The following is a 12,024-nucleotide window of genomic DNA, read 5'->3' on the forward strand; positions in this document are numbered from 1 at the left end:
GGCCCGTCCCCGGGTGAGAGTGACGAATCGGGGGGGGCGATAACCCCCTGTTCGTCACTCTCGCAGCGTCAGGGGAGCCTGGACCCGGCCCGTCCCGGCGCGAGGGTGACGTATCGGGGTGCTTGGGGGCGCTATAGCCCCGTGTTCGTCACTCTCGCGGGGGCAGGCGCTCATGAGCCCACCCGCCGCGGCGAGGGGAGGGGGCCGGCTCAGCGCCGCGCGGTCAGTCCTTCGTGGGCTCCGCGACGTCGGCCGCGCCCGGGGCGTCCTTCGCCGCGGTCTTCGCGGCGGGCCCGGTCGTGCCGGCGTTCGCGCCGAACATGCGGTTCGGGGCCTGCTCCTCGAAGATCTTCGCCGCGCGCAGCGAATCCACCTCGCCCACCACGGGGTTCGGCTGATGCGTGGCGCGGGTGCCGCCGTACAGCGAGACCAGGTTCATCGCGACGGCACGCTGGTTGCGGTGCCCGAGCATCTTCATGACATGCACGCCGAGCCAGGCGGCCCAGCCTGCCGAGCCCGAGAGCCCGCCGAGGACCGGGATCTCCGCGATCGCGGCGTGACGTCCGATGGTCGCCATGGTGCCCAGATCGAGGTAGCGGAACTTCTTGCGCGGCTTGCCGGCGACCTCTGCGGCGATCGCGCGGGCGGCGGCCTGACCGGACTGGATGGCGGGCTGCGCGAGCTGGGGGAGCGGCTCGTCCTGACCGGCGATGTCGCCCGCGGCGTAGACGCCGGGGAAGCCCTTGACCTGGAGGTAGTCGTCCACGGCGAGGCGTCCGCGCTTGTCCTGGGGGAAGCCCCACTCGGACACGGACTCCGGGATCGCGACGCCGGCCGCCCAGATGGTGATGTCGGATTCGACCACCGAGTCGTCGTCGAGGATCACGTGGTCGTAGCCGACCTCCTTCACCCCGCGACCGAGCTGGAGCACCACGCCGCGGTCCCGCAGCTCGTCGGCCGCGTACTGGCGGTACTTGGTGGAGAACTCCTTGAGCAGCTCGTCGCCGCGCTGCAGCACGGTGACCTGGAGGGTGCCGGGATCCATCTCCGGGTAGAGGATGTCCAGCTCCTGCATGCGGAAGTCGGCCAGCGCCCCGGCGATCTCCACGCCCGTCGGCCCGCCGCCCACGATGCAGACGTTCAGCTTGTCGTGGGTGATGTCGCACTCGCGGCTGGAGCGCTCCAGCTCCGAGAAGATGCGGTCGCGGATCGCCAGGGCCTGGCTGCGCGTGTACATCGGCATCGCGTGCTCCTCGGCGCCCGGGGTGCCGAAGTACGTGGTGGTCGCGCCGTTGGCGACGATCAGGTAGTCGTAGGAGATCTCGTGCTGGCCCTTCTGGCCCTCGTCCAGGCGCACCACCTTGCGCTCGGGATCCACGCCCTCGACCTCGCCCTGGCGGTAGCGCATGTTCGGGACCTTGAGGGAGAGGCCGCGCAGGAACATGGTGACGTCGCCCGGGTTCAGACCGGCGGTGGCGACCTGGTACAGCAGCGGCTGGAACGTCTTGTAGACGTTGCGGTCGATGAGGGTCACACGCACCCGGGCGTCGCGGAGGGCGCCCACGGCGTGCGCGCCGGCGAAGCCGCCGCCCAGGATGACCACGTGCGGCCAGCTCGCGCCGTCCTTCGCGGGGACGGTGGGTCGACGGGAGACGAAGGGCAGCGGCATGACCATGGGGAGGACTCCTTGAGCGGCGCTTGGGCGGCCCGGCCGCGGCTGGTGGCCGTTCGGGTCGCTGTCCGCGTCTGGAAGTGGGAGGGAGCAACGGAGCGAGCGGGCTGGGGGCGGTGCCGGGTCCCCTCCGAGCCGGTGCCGAGATCGTCGGCGGGTGGCAGCGGGGCGGGGTCGAACGGACCGTCCGAAGTCCTCGCCGATGGTACCCATTCCGCGGCGACGGGGCCATGACGACGCCTCGCCGCTGGTACGAGGTCACACGGAAAGCGATGCCCCGGCCCGTCGGGTGGCGGTGGAGGGTCCGGGAGGGTCCGCCGCGGCATCTCGAGGGTGCTCCAGCGGCAGCTCGCGGACCTGCCGCCGGGTCCTCGCGCGGCGCTTCCCGGGGCCTCCGAGAGGCCCGCCCCGGATCACGGGAAGGTCACGATATCTCCTGCTGGGAGCGGGAACTGGCGCCCTGACCACCGGCGAGATGAACTGTCGATGACATATCGGTACCGGGTTGTCGAAAACTCCGGCGCATGCGGCGGAGATGGGGTGAGATGGACCCGCTCGCCTCGAGCCCTCCCCCTGCCCCCAGGAGCATCCCCATGCTGGACACCCCCGCGCGCCGGATCGCGCGCGGCGCGAGCGCCGGTCTCGGCGCCGCCGCACTCGCTGTCGCCTCCGCCGTCGTCCCGGTCGGTGCCGCCGCCGCCGAGATCGGCGACGAGGTCACCTTGATGACCATCAACGACTTCCACGGCGCCCTCGGCGGCGCCTCCGACCTCGCCTGCACCGTCGAGACCGTGCGCCAGGATGCCCAGGAGTCGTTCCTCCTCTCCGCCGGGGACAACGTGGGCGGCTCCAGCTTCGCCTCCGCCGTGCAGAACGACGAGCCCACGATCGACGTGCTCAACGCGCTGGAGGTCGACGCGAGCGCGATCGGCAACCACGAGTTCGACCAGGGCCAGGACGACCTGAAGAACCGCATCGAGGGCCGCACCGACTTCCCGGACCTCGCCGCGAACGTCTACAACGCAGACGGAACGCGTCTGATGGAGCCGTACACGGTCATCGACGACGGTGGCGTCAAGGTGGCTGTCGTCGGCGCGGTCACCACCAAGACCGTCGGCAAGGTCAGCCCCGCCGCGATCGAGGGCCTGGACTTCCGCGACCCGGTGGACGAGGTGAACAAGGCCATCGGCGAGCTGGAGGCCGACGGCGTCGAGTATGACATCCTCGTCGCCTCCTACCACGAGGGCGCCAGCGCGAACGCCGAGCCGGGCGTCGCCCCGAAGAACACCGACCCCATGTTCGACAAGATCGTCGCCGAGACCGATCCCGAGGTCGATGCGATCTTCAACGGCGACTCCCACCGCGTCTACAACTTCAACGCCGACGTCCCCGGCCAGGACGGCGAGGTCCGGCCCGTGATCCAGACCGGCTCCAGCGCCGAGAACCTCGGCGTGGTCTCCCTCGCGCTCGGCGAGGACGGCGACTGGGACGTCGTCGGCGAGCCGGAGAACCGGCCCACGGCCCAGGGTGATGCGGGCTGCGCGATCTCCACCCCCGTGACCGAGAAGGTCGACCAGATCGCGCAGGACGCGATCGCCGAGGCCGACGTCATCGGCGCCCAGCCCGTCGGCTCCGTCGCCACCGACGTCACCACCTCGTGGGACGACACCAAGGCCTCGTACGTCGACGGGGTCCGCACCGCGGACGCCCCCATCGGCAACCAGGCCACCACCAAGGGCGACAACCGCACCCGCCACTCCGCCGCGGGCGACATGCTCGCCGACTCCATGAAGTGGTACCTCGAGGACGCCGGCCTCGCCGGCGACGACGAGGTCATCGGCTTCATGAACCCCGGCGGCATCCGCGCCGAGCTCTGGTACGACGCCGCCGGCGCCGAGGGCGACGGCGTGGTCACCTACGCCGAGGCCAACTCCATGGTCCCCTTCGGCAACACGCTGAACGCCGGTGAGGTCACCGGCGACCAGTTCATCCAGATGCTCGAGGAGCAGTGGCAGCGCACCGCCGACGGCGGCGCGGTCGACGAGGGCGACGAGTCCTTCCTGGCCTTCAGCGTCTCGAACAACGTCGAGTACGTCTTCGACTCCACCCGCGAGCGCGACGACCGCATCATCGACGTGCGCATCAACGGCGAGTCGATCGACCCCGACGCGACCTACACGATCGTCACCGCGAGCTTCCTCTTCGAGGGCGGCGACAACATGTGGGCGCTCTCCGAGGCGCACAACGTGCGCGACTCCGGCGTGCTGGACCGCGATGCCTTCCTCCAGTACCTCCAGTCCGAGGACGGCCAGAACCTGGAGCCGAGCTACGCGCAGCGCCAGATCGACCTGCAGATCCTCGACGGCGGCGAGTACGACTCCGAGGCCGGCGTGGACCGCGACCCGGTGCTGCGCATCGGGAACGTCGAGTCCCAGAGCCTCGGCGCCCCGGAGATCGAGACCGTCCAGGTCGACGCCGGCGAGTACGGCACCTTCGAGGCGCCCTACACGCTCGACGAGGAGACCGGCCGGCTCTACGCCGACGTCACCCTCACCGACTGGATGTGCGTCCCCGAGGGCACCCAGGTGCCGCTGACGATCACCGCGGTCCCCGAGACCGGCACCGAGATCGTCACCGAGATCGGCTCCTTCACCTGGACCGCGGGCGGCGCCCCCGACGAGTGCGACACCGCCACGCCCCCGCCGGGCGACGACGATGACGACGAGCCGACCACGCCCCCGGCCACCGAGGAGCCCACCACCCCGGCACCGGGCGACGGCGACGACCAGGGCGATGGCCAGGGCGGCGACGACCAGGGTCAGGACCAGGGCGGCGACGACCAGGGCGAGGACGAGGCCGGCGGCCCCGCCGTCATCGCCGACGGGAACGGCGACGACGCGGACGACCCCGCCGACGTCATCCCCGCCGAGGACACCACGGCGGGCGGCTCGGACCGCTCCGACCTGGCCCGCACGGGCGTGGAGGTCGGCCCGATGGTCGCGGCGATCGGCGTCATCTCGCTCGCCGGCGTCGCGGCGCTCGGACTGCGCCGTCGCATGACGCGCCGCTGACCCGCACTCACCACCGAGGGGTCGGACCCCGCCCGGGTCCGGCCCCTCCATCATGCGGGCGCTCGCTCTGATCTGCCCGTGCCCACCTGCTCCTCCCGCCCGCCGTCCGTCCCCGACCGCTCGTCACCCCACCGTCGGCCGCAGACCCCGCGACCGTCGGCCCCACCCCCCCCCTGAGAACCCAGGAGCTCCCATGAGCAGCACCGCCCACGGACCCCGCCTCCGCTCGCGTCTCGCGCGCGTCGGCGGCGCGACCGCCGCCCTCGCCCTCGGCCTGAGCCTCGCGCCCGGCATCCTGCCCTCCGCCCTGGCGGCCGCCGTCGCCCCCGGCGACCTCCAGATCAACGAGGTCTATGGCGGCGGCGGCAACTCCGGCGCCGCCTTCCAGAACGACTTCGTCGAGCTGGTCAACACCTCCGACGCCGACATCTCGATCGACGGCTGGTCCCTCCAGTACGCCTCGAAGACCGGCGCCTTCAACAACTCCCTGAGCCTCACGGGCACCGTCCCCGCCGGCGGCACCTTCCTCGTGCAGCTCGCGGCCGGCAACGGCAACGGCGACCCGCTGCCCGCCGCGGACCTCACCGGCGGCATCAACGCCTCCGGCACCGGCGGCGTGTTCGCGCTCTCCGACGCCGAGGGGAAGCTCGCCTGCACCGGCACCACCTGCGCCGAGGACCCGGCCGTCGTGGACCTCGTGGGCTGGGGCGGCGCCTCGACCTTCTCCGGCGAGGCCCCCGCGCCCGCCACCACCAACGCGACCTCCGTTGCCCGCACCGCCGCGACCGGCGAGAACTCGACCGACTTCGCCGCCGGCGCGCCGACGCCGACCAACGCCGCGGGCGAGGGCTCCGGCGGGGAGGGCCCCGTCGATCCGGGCGACCCTGAGGAGCCGCCGGCCGACGCCGCCGAGGCGAGCATCGCCGAGATCCAGGGCACCGGCGCGGCCAGCCCGCTGGTCGGGAAGAACGTGATCACCGAGGGTGTGGTGACGGCGGTCTACGCCACCGGTGGTCTGAACGGCTACGTCATCCAGACCGGCGGCACCGGCGGGGCGCTGGACTTCTCCACCCACACCGGCTCCACCGCCGTGTTCGTCTACTCCTCTGCCACGGCCGGTCAGGTCGCGATCGGCGACTCGGTGCGCGTGACGGGTGAGGTCGCCGAGTACAACGGCTCCACCCAGATCACCGTCGGCGCGAGCGGCCTCGAGAAGCTCGAGCAGCCGCTGGAGCCCGTCGAGCCCGCCACCCTCGAGGGCGGCTTCCCCACCGAGGAGTCGCAGCGCGAGAGCCTCGAGCACATGCTGTACCTGCCGGGCGAGGGTGACTTCACCGTCACCGACATCTACAGCACCAACAAGTACGGCGAGATCACCCTCGCCATCGGCGACGAGCCGCTCCAGCAGGCCGGGGACATCATGGCCCCGGGTGCCGAGGCCACCGAGTACTTCGAGAGCCGCGAGAGCCTCAAGGTGCTGCTGGACGACGGCCGCACCACCAACTTCCAGAGCACCCCCACCTCGCCGATGAGCTGGCTGACCACGGAGGAGCCCGTGCGCGTGGGCGCCGCGGCGACCTTCACCGAGCCGGTCGTGGTCGCCTACTCCTTCGACCAGTGGCGCCTGAACACCACCACCCCGTGGACCTCCTCCGACTCCGACGGGGTCGACTTCGAGGACACCCGCCAGGACGCCCCGGACGAGGTGGGCGGCGACGTGAAGCTGTCCACCTTCAACGTGCTGAACTACTTCACCACCCTCGGCGAGGACACCCCCGGCTGCGAGCCCTACACGAACATGAACGGCGAGGGCACGAACGTGCGCGGCGGCTGCGACCTGCGCGGCGCGTGGGGCGCCGACGACCTCGAGCGCCAGCAGTCCAAGATCGTCGACGCGATCTCCGGCACCGGCGCGGACGTGGTGGGCCTGACCGAGATCGAGAACTCCGCCCGCATCGACGGCGACCCCGACGAGGCCACCGCGACGCTGGTCGCGGCCCTGAACGAGAAGGACGGCGCGGGCACCTGGGACTACATCCCCACCGACCCGGCCTACCAGGCGCTCGGCCTCACCGGCGGCCAGGACGCGATCACGAACGCGATCATCTACAAGCCGGCCGAGGTGGCGCCGCAGGGCGAGGCGCAGATCCTCGCCGGCGACCCCGCGTTCGACAACGCCCGCGAGCCGATCGGGCAGGCCTTCGTGCCGCTCGAGGGCAGCGGCGAGGAGCAGGTCCAGGGCGAGCCGTTCTTCTTCTCCATCAACCACTTCAAGTCCAAGGGCTCCGCGGACGCCGAGGACTCCGGCCTGCCGGCCGATCCGGTGCAGGGCAACTCCCGCACCTCCCGTCTGCAGCAGGCCGAGGCGCTGCTGGCCTGGAGCGAGGAGACCGCTGCGGGGCTCGGCGTCGAGGACGTCTACCTGGGCGGTGACTTCAACGCCTACACCCAGGAGGAGCCGCTGCAGATCTTCTACGACGAGGGCTTCGTGAACCTCGCCGAGACCCACGACCCCGGCAGCTGGTCCTACAGCTACGGCGGCATGGTCGGCTCGCTCGACCACGTCATCGCGAACCCCTCGGGGGCGGAGCGCGTCACCGGCGCGACCGACTGGCAGATCAACGGCGCCGAGTCCGTGATGACGCAGTACGCGCGCTACCAGAACAACATCACCGACCTCTACGAGTCCGGCCCCTTCGGCTCCTCCGACCATGACCCGATCGTGGTGGGCCTGGCCGGCGGCTTCTCCGAGGAGGAGCCCGGCAACGGCGGCGACAACGGGAGCGGGAACGGCAATGGCAACGGGAACGGGAACGGGAACGGGAACGGGAACGGGCCGCGCGAGAACGACAACCGCGGCCCGGGGAAGAACAACGGCACCCCCGGCGGCAGCAACAGCGGCATCGGCCACGGCGCCGGTGGCAAGGGCGGCAAGGGCTGATAGGTCACGTCCTGCATGATGAGGGCGTCGGCGGTGCACACCGCCGGCGCCCCGCCGTTTCCAGTTCCCGTCTGAACGGATCACGATGACCAGCACCTCCGGCGCTCTCGCGCGACGCCTCGGCCTGCGCGACGCGGTCGTCATCGGCCTCGCCTCGATGATCGGCGCGGGGGCCTTCGTGTCCCTCGGCGCCGCTTCGGACCTCGCCGGCGCTCTCGCCCCGCTCGCGGTGCTCCTCGCGGCCGGGGTCGCGCTGTGCAACGCCACCTCCACCGCGCAGCTCGCCGCCCAGCACCCGGCGTCGGGCGGCACCTACCACTACGGCCGGGAGCAGCTCGGGCCGTGGTGGGGCTTCCTCGCCGGATGGTGCTTCGTGCTCGGGAAGATCGCCTCCTGCGCCGCGATGGCGCTGGTCATCGCCGCCTACCTGGTGCCCGAGCCGGCGCAGCGGATCGTCGCCGCGCTCGTGGTCGTGGTGCTCACCGGCGTGAACCTGGTGGGCGTCACCCGCACCGCCGCCCTCGCCCGCGTGCTGGTGAGCGTCGCGCTGGTCGCGCTGGTGCTCACCGGGGCGCGGCTCGTCGGCGGCGTGCTGCTCGGGGCGGGGGGCTCGGCGGGCTCCGACGCGGCCGATGCCGGCGCGGCGATCCCCGGCCCGCTCGCGGGGTCGGCCGCGGGCCTGTGGGACGGCGGGCTGGCCGCCGTGCTCGGCGCCGGTGCGGGCGGTGCGGCCGGGATCGTGCTCGCCGTGGCCCAGGCAGCGGCGCTGATGTTCTTCGCCTTCGCGGGATACGCCCGTGTGGCGACCCTCGGCGAGGAGGTCGTCGAACCGCGTCGCACCATCCCGCGCGCGATCCTGCTGGCCCTGGCCGTCGTGGCCGCGCTGTACCTGGCACTGTCGGTGGTGCTGGTCCTCGTGGGTCCGGCGCCGGGGGCGGACGGCTGGGGACCGGCGCCGTTCCTCACGGCGCTCGATGCGGTCGGCGCCGGGGGAGCGTGGCACGCGGTCATCACCGTCGGCGCCGTCGCCGCGGCCACCGGGGCGCTGCTCGCCCTGGTCGCCGGGATATCCCGCACCGCCCTCGCGATGGCGCGCGAGCGGGACCTGCCCCCGGTGCTCGCCCCCGTCAGCCCGCGCTTCTCGGTGCCGCAGCGCGCCGAGCTCGCCGCCGGGATCGCGGTGGTGCTGCTGGTGCTGCTCGCCTCGGACGTGCTCGTCGCCATCGCCGCCTCCTCCTTCGGCGTGCTCCTCTACTACGCGATCGCGAACCTCGCCGCGCTCACCCAAGTGGGGCAGTGGCGGCTGTTCCCGAAGGCGATGCAGGTGATCGGCCTGGTCGGCTGCCTGCTGCTCGTCGCGGCCCTGCCCGGCCGCACCATCGTGGCCGGGGCGGCGCTGGTCCTCGCCGGCGTCGCGTACCGGGGCGTCGTGCTGGCCGTGCGCCGGTGAGTCCGGCCCGGGCCGGCCGCGCGCCGTCCCCGCGGCTGGCCGGCCGCCTACCTGGCCACCCGCCGGGCCGGCCGTACCCCGCCGTACCCCGCCCCAACCCGCCGCAACCCGCCGTACCCGCGGGTAAGGCGCGGTTCTGAACCAGAATCTGGATCAGGACCGCGCGTGACCGACGGGTAACCGGGTGGGACGACGGTGCTGATCCAGCACCTGCCTCTCATGCATAACCCTTGACTTATATGGATAGCGGCGGGAGGATGCGGGCATGCACGCGCTCGATGTCCTCGGCGACCCCGTGCGGCGGAGGATCCTCGAGCTCCTCGCCGACGACGGGGAGCGCGGCGCGGGCGAGATCGGCGAGGTCGTCCAGCAGGAGTTCGGGATCAGCCAGCCGGCCGTCTCCCAGCATCTGAAGGTCCTGCGCGAGCAGGGCTTCGCGACGGTGCGCGCCGAGGGCAGGCGCCGCCTCTACGCGCTCGACGCCCGCGGACCCCGCGAGGCCCGGGACTGGCTCAGCCCCTTCGAGCGCTTCTGGCTGCCGAAGCTCGACGCGCTCGGCACCGAGCTCGCCCGCGGGAAGCGCCAGCGGCGCCTCGCCGCCCCCACCGACCCCGCGCCGGGCACCCCGCCCGCCGCGACCACGAACCCCACGAAGGAGACCTGACATGGTCGACGTCCCCACCCAACTGCAGTCCGTCACCCGCACCTACCGCGTCGACGAGCGCGAGGGCGACCCCACGCACGTCCAGTCCCTCGAACAGACCTACCCGGCCGCGATCGAGGACGTCTGGGAGGCCGTCACCACCGCCGAGCGCATCCAGCGCTGGTTCCTGCCGATCAGCGGTGATCTCCGCGTCGGCGGGCGATACCAGTTCGACGGCAACGCGGGCGGCGAGATCCTCACCTGCGAGCAGCCCGCCGACGGCGTCGCCGAATACGCCGTGACCTGGGAGATGATGGGCTCGGTGTCCTGGCTGACGGTCCGACTGGCGGCCGACGGCGAGGACTCCACCCGCTTCGAGCTCGAGCACACCTCCCGCACCGCCGACATCCCCGCCGAGATGTGGGAGACCTTCGGCCCCGGCGCCACCGGCGTGGGCTGGGACGGCGGCCTGTTGGGCCTGTCCCTGCATCTCGGCGCCACCGAGGGCTCCCTCGCCCCGAGCGAGGCCGCGGAGTGGGCGGGCACCGACGAGGGCCGTTCCTTCTACCGCGGCGCGGCCGACGGCTGGGCCGTTGCCCACACCGCTTCCGGCGAGGACGCGGACGCCGCTCAGCAGCGGGCTGACGCCACCTACGGCTTCTACACAGGCACCGGCCAGGAGGGCTGACCCTCCCGGGTCGCCGCTCAGACGGCCCGGGCGAGGACCACGTACTCCCGCCCGGGCCGGTCCGGGGCGTCGCGGATCTCCTGGACCGCGAAGCCCGCAGCGGTGAGCGTGGATCGCAGCTCCGCCTCATCGCGCCAGCGCAGCGTGGAGGTGGAGAAGAGGACGGAGCCGTCCTCGAAGGTGAACTCGTCGGAGAAGGTGACCAGCGGCAGCGCCACCTCGAAGGTGCGGGGCCGCGCCACCACGCGGCCGATGCCCGGCACCTCGTGCACGGACTCGCCGTCGTCGGCCTGCCATGCCTCCCAGGCCCGGCGCTCCGGCCGGCGGCTCTCGAACACCAGCGTCCCACCCTTGCGCAGCGCGCCGCGGATCGCTCGGAGGTTCTCCGCCCACGCCTCCTCCGTGAGGAACACCTGGGCGACGTTGCCCGTCATCACGGCGGCATCGGCCGCGAGGCGGGGGAGGTCGGCGGCGGTGCCGTGGATCCAGGTCACCGCCTCCGCGCCGGGCTTGGCGCGGGCCACCTCGAGGGAGGCGAGCGCCGGGTCCGCACCGGTGACCTGCAGGCCCTCCGCCGCCAGCAGCGTGGCGAGCGATCCGGTTCCGCAGCCCACGTCGATCACGGTGCGGGCGCCGAGCTCGACGAGGATCGCGCGGTAGTGGTCGAGGTCGTCGCGCTCGCCGTCGAAGACGTCGTAGCAGGCGGCGAGGCGCGGCTCGGCGTAGATCGCGTCGGGTCCGGGCTGGTCGGCGGGTGCGGGGGAGGGGGTCTGCGGCATGCGGTCGACGGTACGGTCACGCGGCCGACGGGGCGAGCGGATTTCTGGTCCATCCCCGCCCCCACCGGACGGCGCCTCCCTCAGACCAGCGAGGTCCAGGTGGTGTCCGCGTCGATCAGCCAGTGGTTGCGCAGGGTGAGCGCCCGCTCGGTCGCCGCGAGCGCACCGGCGATCAGCAGCGAGGTGTTCGCCCAGACGGGCAGCTGGATCGGCGAGGTGAAGGTCCCGACCCGCTCGGCGACCGGATCCAGGCTCGTGACCAGCTCGAGCGTCTGCGGGACCATGAGCACCAGCCCCACCAGCAGCAGCACCACCGCGACGGAGCCGATGAGGGTGCTGGCCGCGGGGTGGCGCCGGCCGAAGCGCGCCCGGCGGCCCTCGAGGGAGCGGGGGTGGGGCCGCAGCGTGGTGCCCTTCCGTTCGCCTGTGGCGACATGGTGCATGCGGGTCAGCCCGTAGGAGCTGGTGGCCACCTCGATGACGCCACCGGGCACCTCGAAGGCGACGGGCGGGTTCGCGATGTGCACCTGGCGACCGTCGCGGTAGAGCGCGACCGGGGCATGCCGGGCGCCCTCGGCGATCTTCCCGCCCTCGAGCTCGGTGGCGAGGTGGCGCACGTCCACGGTGTAGTGGGAGGGTCGCCCCGCCTGCTCGTCGGGATCGAGGAAGAACAGGGTGCGGGTGAAGAGCTGCCACCAGCGCAGATCCTTCATCGCGCTGCCGTCTCCGGGCTTGGCGCGGCCGATCTGACGGGCGCGCCGCAGACGCTGGAACATGGTC

General features: G+C 72.7%; 8 protein-coding genes. 5 read left to right on the top strand and 3 right to left on the bottom strand.

Annotation, left to right across the window (positions count from 1 at the left end; genetic code table 11):
• Window positions 1-223: 223 nt before the first annotated feature.
• On the bottom strand, window positions 224-1,669 hold the full coding sequence (locus CFK41_RS02745) for an NAD(P)/FAD-dependent oxidoreductase (RefSeq protein ID WP_151904810.1): 1,446 nt from the start codon (window positions 1,667-1,669) through the stop codon (window positions 224-226).
• Window positions 1,670-2,265: 596 nt separating this feature from the next.
• Between CFK41_RS02745 and CFK41_RS02750 the strand changes: the two genes are divergently transcribed.
• The 5 genes from CFK41_RS02750 to CFK41_RS02770 all read left to right on the top strand — a co-directional run bounded on the left by CFK41_RS02750 (window position 2,266) and on the right by CFK41_RS02770 (window position 10,465).
• Entirely contained in the window at window positions 2,266-4,743 is a 2,478-nt protein-coding gene (locus tag CFK41_RS02750; protein WP_169928779.1) for a bifunctional metallophosphatase/5'-nucleotidase, read from the top strand.
• A 193-nt stretch (window positions 4,744-4,936) separates the two neighbouring features.
• Window positions 4,937-7,684, top strand: a complete 2,748-nt coding sequence (locus CFK41_RS02755; RefSeq protein ID WP_169928780.1) for an ExeM/NucH family extracellular endonuclease — start codon at window positions 4,937-4,939, stop codon at window positions 7,682-7,684.
• Between the two features lie 85 nt (window positions 7,685-7,769).
• Window positions 7,770-9,134, top strand: coding sequence for an APC family permease (locus CFK41_RS02760; RefSeq protein WP_096798298.1), 1,365 nt, complete (start codon window positions 7,770-7,772; stop codon window positions 9,132-9,134).
• A 265-nt stretch (window positions 9,135-9,399) separates the two neighbouring features.
• Entirely contained in the window at window positions 9,400-9,798 is a 399-nt protein-coding gene (locus CFK41_RS02765) for an ArsR/SmtB family transcription factor (RefSeq protein WP_096798299.1), read from the top strand.
• 1 nt (window position 9,799) lies between these two features.
• Window positions 9,800-10,465: an SRPBCC domain-containing protein gene (locus CFK41_RS02770; protein WP_096798300.1), complete on the top strand. Its 666-nt coding sequence runs from the start codon at window positions 9,800-9,802 to the stop codon at window positions 10,463-10,465.
• A gap of 17 nt (window positions 10,466-10,482) precedes the next feature.
• Here the strand turns inward: CFK41_RS02770 and CFK41_RS02775 are convergent, their stop codons facing one another.
• Together CFK41_RS02775 and CFK41_RS02780 are read right to left on the bottom strand one after the other, a co-directional pair.
• A complete protein-coding gene (locus CFK41_RS02775; RefSeq protein WP_096798301.1) occupies window positions 10,483-11,244 on the bottom strand; it encodes a class I SAM-dependent methyltransferase in 762 nt (253 codons plus the stop codon).
• 80 nt (window positions 11,245-11,324) lie between these two features.
• Complete coding sequence (locus CFK41_RS02780) at window positions 11,325-12,020, bottom strand: hypothetical protein (RefSeq protein ID WP_096798302.1); 696 nt, start codon at window positions 12,018-12,020, stop codon at window positions 11,325-11,327.
• Window positions 12,021-12,024: the final 4 nt, after the last annotated feature.

The sequence above is a fragment of the Brachybacterium ginsengisoli genome, assembly GCF_002407065.1.
Classification (GTDB): domain Bacteria; phylum Actinomycetota; class Actinomycetes; order Actinomycetales; family Dermabacteraceae; genus Brachybacterium; species Brachybacterium ginsengisoli.

Bases quoted from the DNA above. Each gene is read 5' to 3' on its own strand.
- CFK41_RS02755 (WP_169928780.1), top strand. From the start codon at position 4,937: ATGAGCAGCACCGCCCACGGACCCCGCCTCCGCTCGCGTCTCGCGCGC.
- CFK41_RS02765 (WP_096798299.1), top strand. From the start codon at position 9,400: ATGCACGCGCTCGATGTCCTCGGCGACCCCGTGCGGCGGAGGATCCTC.
- CFK41_RS02775 (WP_096798301.1), bottom strand. From the start codon at position 11,244: ATGCCGCAGACCCCCTCCCCCGCACCCGCCGACCAGCCCGGACCCGAC.
- CFK41_RS02780 (WP_096798302.1), bottom strand. From the start codon at position 12,020: ATGTTCCAGCGTCTGCGGCGCGCCCGTCAGATCGGCCGCGCCAAGCCC.
- CFK41_RS02745 (WP_151904810.1), bottom strand. From the start codon at position 1,669: ATGCCGCTGCCCTTCGTCTCCCGTCGACCCACCGTCCCCGCGAAGGAC.
- CFK41_RS02760 (WP_096798298.1), top strand. From the start codon at position 7,770: ATGACCAGCACCTCCGGCGCTCTCGCGCGACGCCTCGGCCTGCGCGAC.
- CFK41_RS02750 (WP_169928779.1), top strand. From the start codon at position 2,266: ATGCTGGACACCCCCGCGCGCCGGATCGCGCGCGGCGCGAGCGCCGGT.
- CFK41_RS02770 (WP_096798300.1), top strand. From the start codon at position 9,800: ATGGTCGACGTCCCCACCCAACTGCAGTCCGTCACCCGCACCTACCGC.